At 67.1% G+C, this 19,867-nt stretch carries 22 protein-coding genes; 8 read left to right on the forward strand and 14 right to left on the reverse strand.

Annotated features, from left to right (window positions below):
• The first annotated feature begins 41 nt into the window (after positions 1-41).
• Positions 42-1,091 (forward strand): SPFH domain-containing protein, encoded by a 1,050-nt coding sequence (locus ACH6CV_RS07970; protein ID WP_456357649.1) that lies wholly within the window; start codon positions 42-44, stop codon positions 1,089-1,091.
• Between the two features lie 183 nt (positions 1,092-1,274).
• Positions 1,275-1,427: a ribbon-helix-helix domain-containing protein gene (locus tag ACH6CV_RS07975; protein WP_456357716.1), complete on the forward strand. Its 153-nt coding sequence runs from the start codon at positions 1,275-1,277 to the stop codon at positions 1,425-1,427.
• 164 nt (positions 1,428-1,591) lie between these two features.
• On the opposite strand, the gene ACH6CV_RS07980 is transcribed toward ACH6CV_RS07975, so the two are convergent.
• The 14 genes from ACH6CV_RS07980 to ACH6CV_RS08045 form a co-directional block, all read right to left on the reverse strand.
• Positions 1,592-1,762, reverse strand: a complete 171-nt coding sequence (locus ACH6CV_RS07980) for a hypothetical protein (protein ID WP_456357650.1) — start codon at positions 1,760-1,762, stop codon at positions 1,592-1,594.
• Entirely contained in the window at positions 1,763-1,987 is a 225-nt protein-coding gene (locus ACH6CV_RS07985; protein ID WP_456357651.1) for a helix-turn-helix domain-containing protein, read from the reverse strand.
• A 341-nt stretch (positions 1,988-2,328) separates the two neighbouring features.
• On the reverse strand, positions 2,329-3,057 hold the full coding sequence (locus tag ACH6CV_RS07990) for a glycerophosphodiester phosphodiesterase (protein WP_456357652.1): 729 nt from the start codon (positions 3,055-3,057) through the stop codon (positions 2,329-2,331).
• 13 nt (positions 3,058-3,070) lie between these two features.
• The gene (locus ACH6CV_RS07995) at positions 3,071-3,616 is read right to left on the reverse strand and encodes a BMC domain-containing protein (RefSeq protein ID WP_456357653.1); all 546 of its coding nucleotides are present in this window, start codon (positions 3,614-3,616) and stop codon (positions 3,071-3,073) included.
• The gene (locus ACH6CV_RS08000) at positions 3,613-4,932 is read right to left on the reverse strand and encodes a 4Fe-4S dicluster domain-containing protein (RefSeq protein WP_456357654.1); all 1,320 of its coding nucleotides are present in this window, start codon (positions 4,930-4,932) and stop codon (positions 3,613-3,615) included. The genes ACH6CV_RS07995 and ACH6CV_RS08000 overlap by 4 nt, the downstream gene beginning before the upstream one ends.
• Entirely contained in the window at positions 4,929-5,804 is an 876-nt protein-coding gene (gene pduL, locus ACH6CV_RS08005; protein WP_456357655.1) for a phosphate propanoyltransferase, read from the reverse strand. Before pduL ends, ACH6CV_RS08000 begins: the two co-directional genes overlap by 4 nt.
• Position 5,805: 1 nt before the next feature.
• Positions 5,806-6,519, reverse strand: coding sequence for a hypothetical protein (locus ACH6CV_RS08010; protein ID WP_456357656.1), 714 nt, complete (start codon positions 6,517-6,519; stop codon positions 5,806-5,808).
• 15 nt (positions 6,520-6,534) lie between these two features.
• The gene (locus ACH6CV_RS08015) at positions 6,535-6,822 is read right to left on the reverse strand and encodes a BMC domain-containing protein (RefSeq protein WP_456357657.1); all 288 of its coding nucleotides are present in this window, start codon (positions 6,820-6,822) and stop codon (positions 6,535-6,537) included.
• Positions 6,823-6,863: 41 nt separating this feature from the next.
• Positions 6,864-8,294 carry an acetaldehyde dehydrogenase (acetylating) gene (locus ACH6CV_RS08020; RefSeq protein ID WP_456357658.1) on the reverse strand — a complete coding sequence of 477 codons (1,431 nt, stop codon included), beginning with the start codon at positions 8,292-8,294 and terminating at the stop codon, positions 6,864-6,866.
• Positions 8,295-8,846, reverse strand: a complete 552-nt coding sequence (locus ACH6CV_RS08025; protein ID WP_456357659.1) for a BMC domain-containing protein — start codon at positions 8,844-8,846, stop codon at positions 8,295-8,297. It abuts the gene before it with no gap.
• A 2-nt stretch (positions 8,847-8,848) separates the two neighbouring features.
• A complete protein-coding gene (eutL, locus tag ACH6CV_RS08030; RefSeq protein ID WP_456357660.1) occupies positions 8,849-9,505 on the reverse strand; it encodes an ethanolamine utilization microcompartment protein EutL in 657 nt (218 codons plus the stop codon).
• The gene (gene eutC / locus ACH6CV_RS08035) at positions 9,502-10,374 is read right to left on the reverse strand and encodes an ethanolamine ammonia-lyase subunit EutC (RefSeq protein WP_456357661.1); all 873 of its coding nucleotides are present in this window, start codon (positions 10,372-10,374) and stop codon (positions 9,502-9,504) included. Before eutC ends, eutL begins: the two co-directional genes overlap by 4 nt.
• Positions 10,375-10,387: 13 nt before the next feature.
• Positions 10,388-11,743: an ethanolamine ammonia-lyase subunit EutB gene (locus ACH6CV_RS08040; protein ID WP_456357662.1), complete on the reverse strand. Its 1,356-nt coding sequence runs from the start codon at positions 11,741-11,743 to the stop codon at positions 10,388-10,390.
• 26 nt (positions 11,744-11,769) lie between these two features.
• The gene (locus ACH6CV_RS08045; RefSeq protein ID WP_456357663.1) at positions 11,770-13,164 is read right to left on the reverse strand and encodes an ethanolamine ammonia-lyase reactivating factor EutA; all 1,395 of its coding nucleotides are present in this window, start codon (positions 13,162-13,164) and stop codon (positions 11,770-11,772) included.
• 198 nt (positions 13,165-13,362) lie between these two features.
• On the opposite strand from ACH6CV_RS08045, the gene ACH6CV_RS08050 reads away from it, so the two are divergent.
• From ACH6CV_RS08050 to ACH6CV_RS08075, 6 genes are all read left to right on the forward strand, one after another.
• Positions 13,363-14,460 carry an ABC transporter substrate-binding protein gene (locus ACH6CV_RS08050; protein ID WP_456357664.1) on the forward strand — a complete coding sequence of 366 codons (1,098 nt, stop codon included), beginning with the start codon at positions 13,363-13,365 and terminating at the stop codon, positions 14,458-14,460.
• 78 nt (positions 14,461-14,538) lie between these two features.
• Positions 14,539-15,402 carry an ABC transporter permease gene (locus tag ACH6CV_RS08055; protein WP_456357665.1) on the forward strand — a complete coding sequence of 288 codons (864 nt, stop codon included), beginning with the start codon at positions 14,539-14,541 and terminating at the stop codon, positions 15,400-15,402.
• Positions 15,399-16,196 (forward strand): ABC transporter permease, encoded by a 798-nt coding sequence (locus tag ACH6CV_RS08060; RefSeq protein ID WP_456357666.1) that lies wholly within the window; start codon positions 15,399-15,401, stop codon positions 16,194-16,196. Before ACH6CV_RS08055 ends, ACH6CV_RS08060 begins: the two co-directional genes overlap by 4 nt.
• A 4-nt stretch (positions 16,197-16,200) precedes the next feature.
• Positions 16,201-17,202, forward strand: coding sequence for an ABC transporter ATP-binding protein (locus ACH6CV_RS08065; protein WP_456357667.1), 1,002 nt, complete (start codon positions 16,201-16,203; stop codon positions 17,200-17,202).
• Between the two features lie 231 nt (positions 17,203-17,433).
• Complete coding sequence (locus tag ACH6CV_RS08070; protein WP_456357668.1) at positions 17,434-17,730, forward strand: cell division protein ZapA; 297 nt, start codon at positions 17,434-17,436, stop codon at positions 17,728-17,730.
• A complete protein-coding gene (locus ACH6CV_RS08075) occupies positions 17,730-19,862 on the forward strand; it encodes a peptidase U32 family protein (protein WP_456357669.1) in 2,133 nt (710 codons plus the stop codon). The genes ACH6CV_RS08070 and ACH6CV_RS08075 overlap by 1 nt, the downstream gene beginning before the upstream one ends.
• Positions 19,863-19,867 lie beyond the last annotated feature (5 nt).

Genomic DNA, 19,867 nt, shown 5'->3' on the forward strand with positions numbered 1-19,867 from the left:
TGATATCATTTTGATATCAAATCGATATTCGGAGGTGCCTTATGGACAACGCGCAGCTCTTCTCCGAGCAGAAGGTGCTCAAGGCCAGGAACGGCTTGCCGGTGCTCGCCCTCAACACCGCGGCCATCTTGGTCTTCATCGCCCTGTTTATCCTGGGCATTGTCATGGCCGCGCAGGCCGAGAGCGCCGGCACGGGCGCGGCCCCGGCCGTGCTGCTGATTATCGCGTCGGTGCTGATGGGCTTTATGGTCTGTCCGTTCCTGTTCGCGGGGCTGAAGATTCTCAAGCCCAACGAAGCGCTGGTGCTCACGCTGTTCGGCCGGTACTACGGCACACTGTACGGGCCGGGCTTCTACTTCGTGAACCCGTTTGTCTCGGCCGTCAACCCCACCAAGCCTTCGCTGGCGGCGGCGACCGCCGCGGCCAGGGTCGAGCAGCAGAAAAAGCCGACCGGTCGCACCGACAGCTCCGATCCCACCGACACCGCCACGGGCAGGGCGGTATCGCTCAAGGTGATGACGCTCGACAACAACAAGCAAAAGATCAACGACAAGCTGGGCAACCCGATCGAGATCGGCGTGGTGGTCATCTGGCGGGTGGTCAACCCGGCCAAGGCGGTGTTCAACGTGGACAACTACCTCTCGTTCCTGTCGATCCAGGCCGACAGCTCGCTGCGTAACATCGTGCGGCTGTACCCCTACGACATCTGGTCCGACGACGAGGACGCCGACGAGCTGTCGCTTCGCGGTTCCAGCCAGGCGGTGGCGCTCAAGCTCAAGGATGAGCTGCAATCGAAGGTCATGGACGCCGGGCTCGAGATCATGGAAACCCGCATCACCCACCTGGCCTACGCGCCCGAGATCGCCGCGGCCATGCTCCAGCGCCAGCAGGCCAGCGCCATCATCGACGCGCGCAAGCTGATCGTGGAGGGTGCGGTGGGCATGGTGGACATGGCGCTTCAGAAGCTCTGCGAAAACGAGATCGTGACGCTCGACGACGAGCGTAAGGCGGCCATGGTATCAAACCTGCTGGTGGTGCTGTGCGGCAGCAAGGAAGCCCAGCCGGTCGTCAACAGCGGATCGCTGTATTAACCATGGTCTGACGACCACAGGAGGTGCGGAAGATTGCGAGAGGTTCTTTCGTCCGGCAAGGAGCCGGAGCGCAGACGTAGCAGCGCTGCGTCAAGCGACGAGCGACGCAGCCGGGCGGAAAAAGATCCGCGGGATTGCGCGGCTGCTGCGGCCGCCAGACCGCCAACGGACAGAAAAAAGCAAGTGCCGCTGCGCCTCTCGTCCGAGCTCTACGAAAAGCTGGCCGCCTGGGCCGAGGACGAGTTCCGCTCGGTCAACGGCCAGATCGAATACCTGCTCCATGAGTGCGTGAAGAAGCGCTATGGGGAGAAGGCGCAAAAAGGGCAAGACGAGTAGCGGACTCCCTGCGGGGCAAACCTGCACAGAGGGAAAATAGAAAGGGGCAAGCCGACGGGCCAATTCCCCTCTGTGGCGGGGCAGCGCAAAGCGCCGGGGCGGTGCCTGTGCGCAGAACCGCCCGATGCCGGGGGCATACGACCCCGGCATCCCGTTTTTCCTCATTACTGCAACGTACTCCACTTGAAGTATATGGCGGCCGTGGTCAGGTTTTGCTCCCGGCTCATGGCGACTTGCCGCCGCTCGTACGCGTTATAGTAGTCCGTCGCCCTCGTGGCGCGGCGCGCGCGCATGGCGGCGAGCATCCGCCTGAAAAACGATTGAATGGCAGTCATTTACACCCCCTCCTTTCCGGAAAACTCCGGGGCCAGCAATGTATCCGTGGTGACGCGCAGCAGGCGGCACAGCGACCACAGAAAGCCGATGTCCGGACAGGCCCGGTCGGTCTCCCACTTCGAGACCGCCTGCGGCGACACGCCCATCCTCTCGGCGAGCTCGCGTTGCGACAGCGCGCACCGCGTGCGCAGTATGCGTATTCTTTGTCCAATCGAAGCAGACACGGCCATCATTCCTCTCAAAAAGGATGAAAAAAGCGGCGGGGCCGATGCCCCACCGCTATGATGGCCGTAGCGAATCAACGCTAAAGGCGTCTCAAAGGCAGAGGCATGGCGCATGCGCAGACAGTCCCACAGACATTCGCTGCGGTCGCGAATGCAGACGCAGCCAGCTTGAGGACATAGTTATCCCCGGACGCCAAGTTCAGTCCGCAGATTCGATTCATCAACATGTGCCATCCTCCTCTCTCATAACATATGCCGGCATCCGCTCGTCGCGAAAGCCGCTACTATCTTATACCACAGGTTTGCCGAAAAAGCAATCAATCATTGGTTGTTTTTTCAAATTACATGGCGTTTAGCACCCGGCGCGCCAGGTCGGGGTGGTTGGTGATGACGGTGTCGGCGCCGCGCTCGAGCGCGAACCGGATGAACGGCTCGGTGTTCGGCGTCCACACGTTGACCTCGAGCCCCAGCGCGTGCGCCCGGTCGGCCTCGCCCTCGACCAGCAGCTCGCTGAAGTGCGGGTGCAGCGCGTCCATGCCGTGGCGCGCGGCGTATTGCCAGGGCTCGATCAGCGTGGCCTCGTACAGCATGCCGCAGCGGATGCTCTTGTCCATCCGCTTGATGCGCACAAGGCTGTGGTGGTTGAAGCTCGAGTACATCAGCCGATCCGAAAGGCCCATCCGCGCGGCCAAGTCGATCGCCGCTTTCTCGAGGCCCGGATAGTCGATGTAGCTGTTCTTGAGCTCGCAGTTGACCGCGAGCGCGGTCGGGGCGATCAATTCATAGACCTCCCGCAGCGTGGGGATGCGCGCGTCCTTGTACAGCGGCCAGGCCTTGCCAAAGCTATAGCGCTTGAGCTCGGCGAGCGTCATCTCGGAGATCAGGCCCGAGCCGTCGGCCACCCGGTCGATCGTCTCGTCGTGGGCCACCACCAACTCGCCGTCGCGCGTCATATGCACGTCCAGCTCGATACCGTCGGCCCCTTGGCGCACCGCCAGTTCGAATGCCTCCAGCGTGTTCTCCGGCGCGTACCCCGACGCGCCCCTGTGGGCGTAGATCAACTGCTTCATTGGTACCTCTCTCCTATAACATCGAATTGAAGATTTCCCCGCGCGGCGAGGGGATCACGCAGCTGCCGACGAGCAGGCCCTTCTCGGCGGAGGGCGAAATGCCGGCGTCGACCGCCGCCTCGACCGCCGCCACCTCGCCGGTCAGCGACACAAAGCTCTTGCCGCCGATACCCAGCCCCAGCCGCACCTCGATCAGCCGCACGTCGGCCGCCTTGGCCGCGCGGTCGGCCGCGACCACCGCGCCCGCGATTGAGAAGAACTCCATCACGCCCAGCGCCGCCGCCTCGGGCACGGGCACGCAGCCCGACAGCGCGCCCTTCACCTGCGGGTCGAGGCTGGCGATGACCAGCTCGTCCACGAGTGCCTCGCCCGCGCGGACCCGGCCGGCATCCATCGCGGCCGCGACCGCCGCCACCTCGCCAGTGATGATCGCGGTGTACTTGCCCGGGCAGACCGTCCCGGCGCGGACCAGCTGAACGTCCGCCGCCTTGAGCATGGCGTCGCCCGCCGCGACCCCCTGCGCGATGCTGTTCAGTTCCAGAAGGCCCAGCGAAATCATGCTTTATCCCTCCCCCGGATCGCGACCTCCGCGCCCACCGCCACCACCACGCCGCCGATTGGGGCGTGTACGTCCGCACCCAGCGCGCCGTCCGCCATCCGGCCGACCGCCTGGCCCGCCTCCACCCGGTCGCCCACGCCTACGCAAGGTACGCACGGCGCGCCGATGTGCTGCTTGAGCGGCACACGTACCTCATCCGCCGAGAGCACGGTAACGTGCTCCGGCACCGGCATGTCGTAGCGCCGAACGTCGAGCCGTGCCATCAGCCGGGCGCTCGGCACCTGGCGGTAGGCGTGCATCGCGCGCTGCGCCGGGTAACTGCCCCGATCGGGCGCCGCCCCCTGCTCGCGCAGCTGCGGCTTCATCTGCGCCTGCACGCGCCTGGGCGACAGACCCATCGGGCAGGCGTACCACTCGCAGATGCCGCACTCGACGCAGAGCAGCGCCGCCGGCTCCAGCTGCCCCATCGCGAACGCGCGCATCACGCGGTGCGGCGCAAGCGGCTGACCCAGCAGGTAGCGCGGGCACATGTCGGTACACATCCGGCACTGGATGCAGGCCGCCTTGGCGCGGTTCTTCATCTGATGGAGCGGCTGCTCGGCACGCCGGATCAGCGTGTGCTCCGGCGCCAGCACGAGGATGCCGCCGCAGGTCTTGGCAACCACCGGGTCGGCGTCCGGCTTAACCGGCGCGCCCATCATGGGCCCGCCGAGCATCAGCCGCGCGCCCGGCACGGTCGCCCCGCCCGCCGAGCGCACCACCGCGGCCACGCTCATGCCCACCGGCACGTCGTACAGCCCGGGACGCGCGACCTCGCCGGCCACCGTGACCAGCCGCCGCGTGACCGGAATGCCGTCCAGCGCGCGCGCCGCATTGATCGCGGTGGACACGCTGACCACGACGCAGCCGACGGAACTGGGCAGCGAAAGCGGCCGGATCGCTTCGCCGGTCGCGGCATACACCACTTCCTGCTCGTCGCCCGCCGGGTACACCGTGGGCATCTTGACGAGCGCGACCGGCGTGCCCGCTCGGGCGATCGCCGCCTCGAGCGCCGCAATTTGAGGCACATAGTGCGCCTTGAGCGCAATGAGAAGCTCGTTCGCGCCGCAAATCCCCTGCAGCAGCCTCGCGCCGCGAATCAGCTCGTCGGCCTGCGTGAGCATCAGGTATTGGTCGCTTTTCAGCAGCGGCTCGCACTCGGCCGCGTTGACCAGCAGCCGCGGAACTTGCCCCTCCAGCTTCTTCCAGGTGGGAAAGCCGGCCCCGCCGCCGCCCACGACGCCGCCTCGCTTGAGCAATGTCAGCGCGTCATTCATGCCTTATTCTCCTTATCGGTCAGCTCGACCCCGCCCGCGCGCAGCGCGTCGCGCGCCAGCGGCGTGACCAGCTGGCCCGGCCGGAGCACCAGTTTCTTCGCGCCCTCGCGAACCAGCGCCAGCGCGTCGTGCTCCGCAATCAGCTTGCCTTCAATCGAGGCCGCCTGTACAGCCGGCGCGGCCTTTTCAGGCATCTGCACCGGTGCGGCCGGCGCAATCGCCGCCCCCGCGCCGCGCTCGATCGTGCACAGGGTGTCGCGCCCCACGCCCGCCGCATTGGCCTCGTCGGTGTCGATGTGCAGCCGTGCCGCCGCCGGATCGGTTGCGCGCACCACCACGCCCTCGAGCACCAGCGGCCGCGCGCCATGCACCCGTACGCGCACGATCTCCCGGTCGCCGAGACCCAACGCGCGCGCCTCGGCGGTCGGCAGGTGCAAGTGCCGCTCGGCCACGATGGCGGCCTGCGCCTCGATCATCGCTTCGCCCGCCTGGATGAACACATGAGCCGCGCCCGCGAGATCACCCGATAGCCGCACCGGCGCGTCCACCCCCAGCGCGCGCGCGTCGGTCATCGATATCTCCACCTGGGTTGCCGAGCGCGCCGGGCCGAGCACCGCCACGTTGTCGAGTACGCCGCGCGGCCCGACCAGCCGCACGCGCTCCTTTGACAGGTACTGGCCGGGCTGGGATATCGCGCGCACCTCGGTGGGCTGCGCCTGTCCGAACAGCGCCGTGCAGTCTCGCTCGGACAGATGCACATGCCGCGCCGAGGCCTCGACCACAATCGGCGGCGAAGCCGAAGCATCGTCCCGCGTCTCGCTCATCCGCGAGAGCACCGCGCGCACCGTCTGCTCAATCAGCGCCCGATCCATCCTAAGTTCCCTCCCCGTAAATCGCCTGCAATTGCAGCACATAGAAATAACTGGACAGCCGGTTGAGCGCCTCGATCAGGTCGAGCCGGTCGCACCGCTCAGGCGTATCCGACTTGCCGCCGAAGGTGGCCACCGCCTGCACCTCCACGCGGCGCACACACGCGCGCAGCCGATTGAGCAGCGCGGGCAGTTCGCCCTGCGCGGCATCGGGCAGCACATGGCCGCCGCCGGTGTAGCGCCGCGGGTCGTGCGAGGCGGCGCGCACCTGGGCCGAGTTCATGCCGTTCAGCGTCCAAGCGCCCAACGGAGCACCGGTCACCTCGCAGCCCAGTACCCGGCGCGCAAGCTCAAGCGCGTCCTGCAGCGGCCGTATGAATTCCGGCCGGTTCAGCCGCGCGCAGGCGGTCTGCGTGACCAATATCTCAGCCTCAAGCAGATCGATCTGGCCGCGCAGCGCGATGCGCGCGTCGTCCTTGCGCACCAGCGCATGAGCGTTGAGGTGCGTATGCTGCTCCGGTTTCGGGCCCGTGCTCCGCGCGGGTTCCGGGGGCGCTTCCGTACGGTCGGGCTCGGCGTAACAGAACAGTTTGAGGTCCTGCAAATACTGCCGCGCCGCGGGCGTCAGCCGCGCGCCCGGCGGCGGCGCATAGGATTCGGGCGCGCCGCCGGCAAACTGCGCCCGGAGGTCGGCTTCGGTGATGTAGAGCATGCTCATACGGACGGATATGCGTTACTCGCCCAGCTTCGGCAGGATGGCCTCCAGCTCCTCGTGCGGCCGCGGGATCACGTGCACCGACGTGAGCTCGCCCACGCGCTGCGCCGCCGCCGCGCCCGCGTCGGTCGCGGCCTTGACCGCGCCCACGTCGCCGCGCACCATCACGGTCACCAGGCCGCCGCCCACATGCACCTTGCCGATCAGCGACACATTGGCCGCCTTGACCATCGCGTCCGCCGCCTCGATCGAACCCACGAGACCACGGGTCTCCACCATGCCCAGCGCAATCTGCTCGCGATTCATATTCCGTTCCTCCTAAAAAATATGGTGTTGCCTTTATATCCTCAGCCGCGCAGTTCGCGCAGCACGGCCGCAACGATGGCCTCGATGTCCGCCTCGGTCGCCTTTTGTGGGGCATGCGCCCCCGCCTCCGCCGTGCCGTAGGCGGCGCGCCGCAGCTGGTACAGGTGCTCGACCGTCACATTGTCGCTGGTGGCCGAGCCGCCCACCGCGCCGCAACCCAGCGTCAGCGACGGGACGAGCTGCGTGGTCAACCCGATCGCGCCCTGCGCGGCCGGGGTGTTGACGAGCAGCCGCGATACCGGCTTCGTCTGCAGGAAGGTACGCACCAGCCGGTCGCTTCCGGTGTGTATCGCCAGCGAATGGCCGACGCCCGCGAAGCGCAGAAGCTCGAGGCAGCGCTTGCACGCGTTCTGCCAGTCGTCCTCGACGTAGAACGCCAGGAGCGGCGACAGCTTCTCGATCGAAAACGGGTGCTGCGCGCCCACGGCGTCCTGCTCGCACAGGATCACGCGGGTGTCCGCCGGCACGCGCACGCCCGCCATCTCGGCGATCTCGACGGCTGCGCGCCCCACGATGCGCGGGTTGACCGTGTCGCTGCCCGCGCGCAGGATGATGCGCTCAAGCTTCGCTTGGTCCTCGCCGCTCACGAAGTGGCCGCCCTGGCGCTTGAACTCGGCGATCACCTCGTCCTTGATCGGCCGCTCGGTCACGATCGACTGCTCGCTCGCGCAGATGGTGCCGTTGTCAAACGTCTTGCTGTCCATGATGCGGCGAACGGCCATCGGGATGTCGGCGGTGCGCTCGATGAAGGCGGGCACATTGCCCGCGCCAACGCCCAGCGCCGGGGTGCCCGACGAGTAGGCCGCCTTGACCATCGCGCTGCCACCGGTCGCGAGGATCAGGTCGGACAGCTTCATCAGCTCGTTCGTGCCGCCGAGCGTGGGCACGGTCATCAGGCCGAGCAGCCCCTTGGGCGCGCCGGCCGACCGCGCGGCTTCGCCGAGCACGCGCACCGCCTCGCCGATTGAACGAAGCGCCGACGGGTGCGGCGAGATTACCAGCGCGTTGCCCGCCTTGACCGAGATCAGCGCCTTGAAGATGGTGGTCGAGGTGGGGTTGGTGCTGGGCACGATGCCGCACACCACGCCCATCGGCACCGCGCACAGGATCAGCCCCTGTGCCGGGTCGCCGCCGACGATGCCGATGGTCTTCTTGTCTTTCATCGAATCGTACACCGCGCGGCTGGCGAAGCGGTTCTTGGCCACCTTGTCGGCGATGACGCCGAAGCCGGTCTCCTCCGCCGCCATGCGCGCCAGCGGCTCGGCCGCCGCCTCGGCGGCCTCGGCCATGGCGCGCACCACCTCGTCCACCTTATGCTGGGTGAACGCCGCGAACGCGGCCTGCGCCTCGCGCGCCTCGCGCACCAAGTCGCGCGCCTGCTGTATCGACCGAAGGTCGCGGTCGAGTTCCATTTATTCGTCCTCCCCTATCTGCCACGCATGGATTGTTTCAATCAGCGCGCGCTTGCCCGCGTATCGTATCTCGTTGGGCGTCATCGGGAAGCCCTCGAGCCGGCGCGCCGCCTGTCTGAGCGTTACCACCTTCCACCGCTCGAGCTGCGCGATCGGCGTATGCCGGTCGATGGCCGATGGCGCTTCCCCCGCATTCGGCGGGGCATGCTCCAGCGCCTGCCCGCGGATGCTCCGCCGCGCGCCCTCGCAGCCGCCGCAGCTCACGCAGCCGCCGGGTCCCTGCGCGCCGCAGGCCATGCGCACCACTTCGTCCGCCGCGCGCGCGATCACATGGCTGGTAAACAGCTGACCCACCTTGCCGGCGGCCAGCGCGCCCGCCTCCACGGCGACCTTCACCGCCGCCACCTCGCCCGCGAACCGGATGCACACCCAGCCGCCGCGCACGTAGTCGGTGCCCAGCAGCTGAACGTCCGCGGCCTTAAGCCCGGCGTCGGCGGCCTCGAGCGCCCCCACCAGCCCGATGGTCTCGATCATGCCCAGCGCGTCCGCCATCGTCACGCCTCCTCAATCGGTCTCGCGGCCACCCGCTCCACCGCCTCCGCAAACGCGCGGCAGGCGGCCAGGCAGTCGGCCATAGGTCCGGTCAGCAGCGCCCCGCCGAAGTTGGTCGGCGAGGGCGGCCCGTAAAACTGCGCCATGCGCACACCTGCGGCCTTGAGCGCCGCGTCGAGCCCGACGATCGACTCGAGCGGCGGCGCGATCAGGTAGGCCAGCGGCGCGCCCTCGCTCAGGCCGCACAACGCGCTCAAATAGCTGCCCGTACGCGCGATCGTATGCGCGTAATAGACCACCGTATCCCCGTCGTTGGCGCTCACGAACGCCGGGCCTTGCTCGATGCAGGCGCGCGCCGCCTGAAGAGCGCTCCTGGCCTCGGCCGGCGTCGGCCCGGCCAATATGCCCAAGAACTCGCCGGCCAGCGCGGTGTTCATGTTGGCCGCGCCCGCGTACATCGACTGCGCGTAGCACACGCGCACGCACGCCGCCTTGGTCGCCTCGTCGAGCGCCGTATAGCCCACGTCGTCGCTGTCGCAGGTGATGAGCGCCAGCGAGCGTTCGCCCTCTTGGAGGCCGAGCTGAGCGCGCAGCGCCTCGTCGGCGCGCGGGATGATGCGCGCCGAGAGCAACTTGGCGCGGAGCAGGTCGCCCTTCACAGCTGCAACTCCACGCCGCTCACCTTTTTCGTAAGCATCAGCCGGATCAAGTCCACGATGTGCGCGCCGGCTTCGACGACGGGGGTCGCGCCGCGGTGAATGTTGGCGAGCACGGTGCGGCGGCTTTCGGGCATGCCGGGGGTGGGGCGGTAGGCCATGTAGGCGCTCATGCTCTCGGCGGTGACCAGGCCCGGCCGTTCGCCGAGCAGCACGCAGGCAATTTCGGGGTTTAACCGCTCGGCGAGCGCGTCCATCGTGCCCACCCGGCCGTACTCGACAAAGAACGGCGGCGCGACGGAGATGCCGTATCCCTCGAGTCCCCGGCGGATGACCGGCAGGATGTCGGCGGCGGCGGCCTTGACCGCGGTCAGCGACAGCCCGTCGGCGAGGTACAGCAACACCTGCGCGCCGCCTCCCACATGCGCGGCGATCCGGTCGAGCGTCTCGGGCGCGAACGCGCGGCCCTTGTCGGGCCGGGTCAGGAATTCGTCGCGGCTTTCGCACAATGTGCGGAACCTGGGCAGGCCCAGTTGACCCAACAGCGCGTCGTCCACGTCGCCGAACACCGCGTCCTGCGCCGCGGCGTGGTCGGCCTGGAAGCGGAGCATGGTCTGCGTCCGGTGGCGTGCTCCGGCCTGTCCGATCCCCACGCGCGCGGGGGTCGCGCGCTTGAGCGCCATGAACGCCTCGCGGTCGTGCGGCCGGTCGACCAGGTACTGCTCGCGCAGATCGACCGCCGCGATGTCGGCGATCGCCTCGGCCGCGTCCGCGCGCGGCGCGGCTTCGGCCGTCCTCTGCTCCGCACGTTGCTCGGCCAGCCGCCGGAGCACGAGCTCCACGACGGCGCTGATTTGCGCTTCGCCGATCATGCCGCCACCTCCTTCATAGAAACACCGACGCGTCGCCGAAGTTCGGGCCGGGCCGGCCGTTTACCCAGATGCCCCAGCGCTCAAGCCACCGCGCGAACGCCGCGATCGGCTGCTTTTGGTGGATCTCGCGCAGCGCGGCGACGTCATGGTAGCTGGTCGACTGGTAGTTGAGCATCACGTCGTCGGCGTGCGGCACCCCGATGATGTAATTGCAGCCGGCGGCGGTCAGCAGCGACGAGAGGTTGTCCATGTCGTTCTGGTCGGCCTTCATGTGGTTGGTGTAGCAGCAGTCGCAGCCCATCGACAGGCCGTGCAGCTTGCCCATGAAGTGGTCTTCGAGCCCCGCGCGCACCACCTCGCGGCTGTCGTACAGGTATTCCGGGCCGATGAAGCCCACCACCGTGTTGACGAGAAACGGCGCGAACCTGCGCGCGAGCCCATAGCAGCGCGCCTCCATGACCAGCTGATCGTTGCCGTAATGGGCGTCGCTCGACAGCTCGCTGCCCTGCCCGGTCTCAAAGTACATGACGTTCGGCCCGTGCGCGGTGCCGCGCGTCAGCGCAAGCGAGCGCGCCTCCTCGAGCATCTGCGCGTCGATGCCGAAGGCGCGGTTGCCCTTCTCGCTGCCCGCGATGCTCTGGAAGATCAGGTCGCAGGGCGCGCCCTTGTGCACCGCCTCCATCTGCGTGGTGACGTGCGCGAGCACGCAGTTCTGCGTGGGTATTTGGTATTTTTGCTTGATTTCCTCGAAGCGGCCCAGTATGGCGACGACCGAGGAAAGGCTGGCGTCGACCGGGTTGAGTCCGATCACCGCGTCGCCCGAGCCGTAGGAAAGGCCCTCGAGCACCGACGAAGTGATGCCGGTCACATCGTCGGTGGGGTGGTTGGGCTGCAGCCGCGCGCTCAGCGTGCCCGGCATGCCGATCGTGGTAACGCAGCTGGCGGTCACCACCATCTTGGACGCGGCGTAGATCAGGTCGAGGTTGCCCATCAGCTTGGTGACCGCGGCGATCGCCTCGCTCGGCAGCCCCCGACCGATGCGCTTGAGCGCGTCGCCGTCGGATGAAAGGATCAGCTCGCGCAGCTCGGCGAGCGTCAGGTTCTTGAGGCCCTCGTAAATCGGACGGTTGAGGTCGTCCCAGATGATCCGGGTCACTTCGTCCTGCTCGTAGGGCACGGCGGGATGCTCCGCCACGTCGCCGACCGTGAGGTGGGCGAGCACCACGCGCGCCGCGACCCGCTCGGCCAGGTTCTCGGCGGCCACGCCGGCCAGGCGGTCGCCTGACTTTGCGTGGTTGGCCTTGCCCATGACCTCCCTGACCGATGAAAACGCGTAGTGCGTGCCCGACAGCCTGACCGACAGCTTCAAGCGCGTTCCTCCCCGCCATTCGTATTTCAAAAGACCAGTGTTTTCACGACCACGGGCAGCACCCGCCCGTCCAGCATCGGCTCGCCGATATCGATCGCGTCGCCGTAGGACAGCGACACGCCGTCGAGGCATACCAGCGGCCTCTCGCCGCCGCGCCGGCGCGCGAGCGCCTGTCCCAGCGCCTTGGCCATGTCGCGCGCCATCACGATCACCGGGCAGTCCGCGTCCGCGAGCGCCTGCGCAAGCGCGTCCGCCGTCCGCTCGATGTCGTCAAAGCCCGGCTGCGCCAGCCCCTCGAACCCGATCGCGCAGGGGTCGCCCACCGCGCGGCGCGCCTGCCGGGTCGCCTGGGCGAGGCCCTCGATGTGCGCGCGCTCCGACAGCGGCACCCGCGCGACCGGCAACCCCACAATCGGGAACGCCGCGCGTTCGTAGGAAATGGTGCTCCCGCTGACGTTCATGCTGTAGCTGCCCGCGCCGATCGCGGTGGCGTGAAGCGTCTCGCGCGGCCGGAGCACGCGCGCGGCGCTGAAGAACCGCGAGTGCGCCAACGCCTCGCCGAGCAGCGGCCCGATGTCGTCGAACATCGCGCTCGGCGCGCAGCCGTTGTACACGCAGTCGGCCACGCCGCCCGAAAAGGTGATGATATCGGGCCGCAAATCGTCCGCCATCGCGTGCTCCGTCACCATCCGGTCGTGCAACGGCGTACGCGGCCTAAGCCCCACGGCCTCCTCGAGCACCTGTGCCATCCGCTCGGCGATCCGGCGCGCGTCGTTATCGTCCAACCGCTCGCCCACCCGGACGGTCAGCCCCAGCTCGCGCACGAGCGGGAGCAGCCGCTCCGATACCCCGCGCACCGCGCCGCTGTGCGGATCGCGCCGGATCAGCCGCCCGCCGATGTTCATCGAGCCCATGGCGAGGGGTTCGCCCGCGTCGAACAGGCAGATGTTGCTGGTGCCGCCGCCCACGTCCAGATTGAGCACGCGAGAGCGGCGCTCCTCTGATATCGCCGCCGCGCCCGAGCCCTTGCCCGCCAGCACGGCCTCGAGGTCGGGCCCGGCGGTCGCGACCACGAAGTCGCCCGCGAATCCGGACAGCGCCTCGGTCACCGCGCGCGCGCCCAGCTTGTGCGCGGTCTCGCCGGTGATGATTACCGCGCCCACGTCGATCGACTGGGGGCTGATCCCCGCGGCCCGGTAGTCCTCGGCAATCAGCGCGGCAACGCCTTCGGCGTCGATGGCGTCGCTTCCCTGAAGCGGCGTCAGCCGAACCGGAGCACGGAAGAGCACACGCTTGTCCGAAAGCTCTACGCGCGGCAACGCGAACGCGGGCGCGGCATTGGCGAGGCGCATGCTCGAAAATACGCATTGGGTGGTGGATGTGCCGATATCGATGCCGACGCTGAGCAGTTCCCGCTCCATCGCCTCATCTCCATTCCAGCGCCTGGTCCATCTGCCCGTGTATTGTATCACCGCACCGGGGGATTTGTCAAACGCATGCTCTCGATATTTTAAGAATGTTTCGCCGCCGTCTTGACAACGGTTGGCAATTTGGTATAATCAACCTATGCAAGACCGTCGCAAACGGTCGAGAAAACGCAGAAAGGATCGTGTCACTTAATGAAGAAAGTATTCGCGCTGCTGCTCGCCGCCCTGATGATGTTGTCCGCCTCCGCCGCGTTTGCCACCGCCGCCGAGGAGGCCGCGGGCAAGGCCGCAACCATGAGCTACGACGAGTTGCTGGCCGCCGCCAAGCAGGAGGGCAAGGTGTTCTCCGTGGGTATGCCCGACGAATGGGCCAACTGGAAGGATCTGTGGGCGCATATGCGCAGCCTGGGCATTGAGACCAGCGACACCGACATGTCCTCCGCCGAGGAGCTGGCCCGCTTCGCGTTGCAGGGCAAGGCCGACGCCGATATCGGCGACATCGGCCTGTCGATGACCGGCGTCGCGCTGGAGCAGGATCTGCTGCTGCCGTTCAAGACCAGCCACTGGGATTCGATCCCGGACTACGCCAAGGATGCCGACGGCAAATGGATCGAAGCCTACACCTGCTCGACCGCCTTCATCACCGACCTTGAGAACGTCAAGGAAGCCCCCACCAGCTGGCAGGATCTGCTTAAGGGCGATTATCCGGTGTGGATCGGCGACATCGAGAAGGCCTCCCAGGCCTACACCGGCGTACTGGCCTGCGCCTACTCGCTGGGCGGAGACGAAACCAACCTCGAGCCCGCGATGGCGTTCTTCGCGGAGCTGGCCAAGCAGGGCCGCCTGATTACCAGCAACCCCTACGTCGAGAACCTCGAGAAGGGCGAAGTCGGCGTGGCCGTGGTGTGGGACTTCAACGCGCTGGGCTATGCCGAGACCATCTATAGGAACTCCGGCAAGGAAGACGGCCGCTTCGGCGTCACCGTGCCCTCCGACGGCACCGTGACCTCCGGCTACGCCAGCGTCATCAATAAGTACGCCAACAATCCCTACGCCGCCATGCTGGTGCGCGAGGTCATGCTGAGCGACGTCGGCCAGGAGTTCCTGGCGCTGGGCCATGCCCGCCCGATCCGCACCGACGTCAACTTCTCCGACACCGCCAAGGCCTCGATCCTCGACGATGCGCAGTACTCAAACGTCTACATCATCAAGGACTGGGCGGCCTGGGATGCGACCGTGTCCGAACTGCCCGAGCTGTGGGCCGAGAACGTGGCCATCCACATGAACTAGCCGTCAGAAATTCACCTGTGATTTGTGGGGCTGCGCCACTGTGCAGCCCCACATCCTATCGTGAGGGGGTGCCCCGAATTGAGAAAGAAGCGCCGGTTTAACGGGTTTTACGCGGTCACGATGACGGCCTTTGTGCTGTTGGTGGCCGCGTTCATGGGCCTGCCGGTGATCCGACTGGTCACTTCATCGCTGTCCGCGCCCGGCACGGGCGGATTCAGCCTCGAAAACTACGAAAAGATCCTCTTCAGCGCCTACTACCATCAGAGCTTCGGCAACTCCGTGCTGCTGTCGCTCCAGTCGAGCGTGTACGGCATCCTGATCGCGCTGTTCTGCTCCTACGCCATCACCCGGTTCGCAGGCGAGCGCACGCAGAGCAACCTGCTGGTGGTGGTCAACATGACCAGCAACTTCTCCGGGCTGCCGCTGGGCTTCGCGCTCACGCTGATGCTGGGCAACACCGGCATGTTCATGATCCTTTTATCAAAATTCGGGATTGATCTTTCAAAGAGCTTTTCGATCTACTCGGTGCAGGGCCTGGTGATCGCCTACACCTACTTCCAGGTGCCGCTGGGCGTGATGCTGCTCTACCCGATCTATCGGGGCATCAAGGACGACTGGAAGGAAGCCGCCAAGGTGCTCGGCGCGTCAACCTCCCAGTTCTGGCTGCGCATCGGCGTGCCCTCGATCCTGCCGAGTGTGCTCAGCACCTTCTCGGTGCTGTTCGCCAATGCCATGGGCGCCTACGCCACCGCCTACTACCTGGTCAGCTCGAGCTACAACATCGTGCCCATCCGTATCAGCGCCCTGATGTCGGGCGACGTGCGCACCAAGCCGGAACTTGGCAGCGCGCTGGCGGTCACGCTGGCGATGGTGCTGATCGTGGCGATGCTGATTAACGACTGGGCCTCGCGCGTGGCCAGCCAAAGGGGGCTGAAGACGTGAAGAAAAGTTACGGGAAGACCGGATTCACCCCCAAGCTGATCGTCATTTTGCTGATGGTATACCTGTTCGCGCCGTTCATCATCACGGGGCTGTACTCGGTCGCCTCCAAGTGGAGCAACACCGTGCTGCCCGAGGGCTACACCGCCACCTACTACCGCGAGATGTTCACCTCGGCGCGGTTCTGGATGGCGGTCGGGCGCAGCGTGTTCATCAGCGTCCTGGGCGTGGCGCTCGCGATCGCGGTAATGACGCCGCTGGTGTTCGCAATCGCGGCGTTCTCCCCCAAGCTCGAGCGCGCGATGAAGGTGCTGACGCTGCTGCCCTACGCGATTCCGGGCGTCATCAGCGCGGCGGCGCTCTTGCAGGCCTACGGCGGCACCGCGATGCCGATGGTGCTGGTACTGGCGGGCGCGTACTTCGTGCTGATCATGCCGCTGGTGTATTCGGGCGTGAGCAACGCCATGTACGCCATGGACATTGTGTCGGTGACGGAAGCCGCGCGCACGCTGGGCGCGTCGACGCTCACCACCTTCCTGCGCATCATCGTGCCGGGCATCGCGCCGGGTATCCTGGTGTCCACGCTGCTCAGCTTCTCGACGCTGTTCGGCGAATTCGTGGTGGTCAACCTGCTGATCGGCGGCAGCTTTGAGACGGTGCAAATCTACCTGTACCTGATTATGAAGCAGACCGGCCACCTGTCGAGCGCGGTCGTGGTCATCTACGTGTTCATCATGACGGTGATCTGCGCGCTCATCATTGCACTGACGGGCGGCAAGCGCAAGAAAGGGGCTTAGCGGCATGAGCTATATCGAAATCAAAAACGTGGTCAAGCGCTTCGGCGAGGTGACGGTGCTCAAGAATATCTCGCTGACGGTCAATCAGGGCGAGATGGTCACGCTGCTCGGGCCCTCGGGCTGCGGCAAATCGACCCTGCTGCGCGCCGTGGCCGGGCTCAACGACATCAACGAGGGGCGCGTGTTCATCGACGGCAAGGACGTGACCGACATCGACGCGCGCCGGCGCCAGGTGGGCATGGTGTTTCAGAGCTACGCGCTGTTCCCCAACATGAACGCCGAGCAGAACATCGCGTTCGGGCTGACGATTGAGAAGCGGCCCAAGGATGAAATCAAACGCCGCGTGGCCGAGATGATCGAGTTGGTTGGCCTTTCCGGTAAGGAGCGCCGCCGCCCGTCGCAACTGTCGGGCGGGCAGCAGCAACGCGTGGCGCTGGCGCGCGCGCTCGTCATGAACCCCAAGGTGCTGCTGCTCGACGAGCCGCTGTCGGCGCTCGACGCTCAAATCCGCCAGAACCTGCGCGTGCAGATCCGCGATATCCAATTGAAGATGCACATCACCGCCATCTTCGTCACCCACGATCAGGAGGAGGCCATGTCGATCAGCGACCGGGTATTTGTGATGCACGACGGCGTGATCGCGCAGTCCGGCTCGCCCCAGGACATCTACCAACACCCGCGCAGCGAGTTCGTGGCGCGCTTCATCGGCCACTACAATGTGCTCACACCCGACGAGGCGCGCAAGGCCGGCATTGCCGCCCCCGATTGCAAGGTGGTGGCGATCCGCCCCGAGGCCATCGGCCAGCAGCCGGGCGAGGGACGTCATGCGCTCTCGGGCAAGGTGACCGGCGTGTCGATGCTGGGCAGCGTCATGCGCTACCAGCTGGACGTAAAGGGGGTCCCGATGTCCGCCGAATTCGTCAACCATGAGCTCGCCCGCCTGAACATGGGCGACGAGGTGACGCTGTACGTGGCGGACAAGGACGTGGTGAGCGTGAAGGAGTGACGGGACGGGGAACGGACTCGTCCTGAAAACAGGGGTGTTGCCCTTCGGCAGCACCCCTGTTTTCAGGACATTGGGTGCGCCGGGATTCCGACCCAGACCCCGCTCAAAGGCTTTGCCCCTAAGAATCCCTTCACCGCTCGCGCGGGGGATGCTCCGATGCCATATCCAAATGGGCGATTGCGCAGGTGTGCGGGGCATGCTATAATGAAGGCTGAAATGGAGGGACCGCCCATGGAGAAGACGCGCACCACCGTGCAGATCGCGGGCAAGGAATATACGATGACCAGCTATGACCCCGAGGCTTATGTGCAGCGCGTGGCCGGCTATGTCGATCGCAAGATGAACGAGCTGTCGCTGGCGACCCGGCTGCCCGCCGCGCAGCTGGCCGTGCTCACCGCGCTCAACGTGGCCGACGATATGCTCAAGGCCCACGACGAAAACAACCGGCTCAAGCGCGAGCTGGCCCAGGCGCTCGCCCAAGTCGACGGCATGAAGGCCAAACTCAAGCTCAAAGGAGTCCAGGCCTAGTGGCCGGATCGCACATGGAGCTGCTGGCCCCGGCGGGCGACGCTGCGGCGCTTGAAGCCGCGCTCAAGGGCGGCGCGGACGCGATCTACCTCGGCACCGCCGAGCTCAACGCGCGTCGGACCGCGGGCAATTTTGACGAACCGGCGCTTATGCGCGCCGCCGAGCGCTGCCACGAGCGCGAGGTCAAGCTGTACGTCACCGTCAACACGCTGGTCAAGCCGTCCGAGCTTTCGCTGCTCGAAAAGGTGGCCTCGTGGCTGGCCGCGGCCGGCGTCGACGGCGCGATCGTGCAGGATCTGGGCGCGGCGGCGGCGCTTCGGCAGATGCTGCCCCGTCTTGCCCTGCACGCCAGCACGCAGATGGCCGTACACAACCCGCAGGGCGTGCGCTACATCAAGAACCTGGGGTTCTCGCGCGCGGTACTGGCGCGGGAGTTGACCTTTGACGAGATCGCGCAGTGCGCCTGCGAGGGCGTGGAGCTCGAGGTGTTCGCCCACGGCGCGCTGTGTACCGGCTGTTCGGGGCAATGCCTGTTCTCGAGCATGGTTGGCGGACGCAGCGGCAACCGCGGGCTATGCGCCCAGCCCTGTCGGCTGCCCTACCGGCTGAGCGGGCCGCTATGCGAGGCGGCGGGCGACCTGCTGTCGCCCAAGGACCTGATGACGCTCGCCCACCTTGACGAGCTCAAGCGCGCCGGCGCGCGCAGCCTGAAACTCGAGGGGCGGCTCAAGGGGCCGGACTACGTCTACGCGGTCACCAGCGCCTACCGGCGCGCGCTCGACGGCGAGCGCGTGGACGCGCGGGTGCTTTCCGGCGTGTTCAACCGCGGCTACACCGCCGGCTACGGGCCGGGCGTGGACGACAGGGCGCTGATGAGCGACCCGAACGAGCAGCACGTCATCCATACGGCGGGAGAAATCCCCGCGCCGCGCGAGCGGCTGTGCGAAGTCAACGGAACGCTTACGGCGCGCGTGGGCGCGCGGCTTGCGCTCACGCTGTCGGACGGGGCCTGCCGGGCCGAGGCGCTGGGCGAACCCGTTGCGCGCGCCGAGCGCCGGGGCATCGACCATGCGCGCGCGACCGAGCAGGTCGGCAAGACGGGCGGCACGCCCTACCGGCTGGCGGCGCTTACGATCGACGCGGACGAGGACGCCTTCGTCTCCGCCGCGGCGCTCAACGCGCTCAGGCGCGCGGCGCTCGAGCAGCTGGGCAAGCTGCGGGCGGAGCGCTTTCGCGGCATGGGCCGGGCGGTAAGGCCGCTGGAAGTGCCCGAGCTGCCGTTCCAGCGCGAGGCAAAGCCGCTTTTGTGCGTCGAGGCGTCCGATGCTTCCGTGCTCGAGCGCGCCGGGGCCTGGGGCGCGGATGAACTGATCTGGTCGCCAAGCGACGTGACCGAGGCCGGCCTTGCGCGCGCGCCCGGGTTTCCCTTTACGTTGGCACTGCCGCCCACGCTGTCGGGAGACGACCTCAATCGGGTGCACGGATGGGCGCAGGACAACCCCCGCATTCAAGGGGTGCTGTGCGCCAACGTCGCCCACCTCGCGCTTAAATGGCCGGGCGAGGCGCGCGCCGACTACGCGATGAACGCGGCCAACCCGCTGAGCGTACAGACAATCGGCATGCCCTGCATGCCGTCGGTCGAGTTGACCGCGGCCGAGATTCTCAAGCTGCCGGGCGAACGGGAACTGCTGATCTACGGGCGCGTGCAGCTGATGCAGCTGCGGCACTGCCCGCTGAACGGAGCGCTGGGCGGCGGCCTCCACGCGCGCTGCACGCGCTGCGACCGGGGCGACCTGGGCGACCGGTGTGAGCCGGGCGAAGGCCTGGACGCGCACGTATTGATCGACCGCAAGGGGGCGCGGTTCCCGCTTTCGCGGCTGAAGACGGCTTCAGGCTGCATCGTGCGGGTGCTGTCGGATCGGCCCATGCTGCTGTTGCGCCGCCTGAACAAGCTGCCCGCCGCCGCGCGCTGGCGCGCAATCCTGACGAGCGAAAATGTGGCCGAAGCCGAGGCCGCGGTGCGCTCCGCGCGCGCGGCGCTCGACGGGTCGGATTTCAAAACAACCCCCGAATGGGCGCTGCTGGACGCGCAGCCGTCCACCACCGGCCATTACTTCCGAGGAGTGGAGTAACCGAA

Origin of the sequence: Anaerozeibacter quisquiliarum, assembly GCF_051162045.1 — a bacterium.
Taxonomy (GTDB): Bacteria; Bacillota; Clostridia; order Christensenellales; family Aristaeellaceae; genus Anaerozeibacter; species Anaerozeibacter quisquiliarum.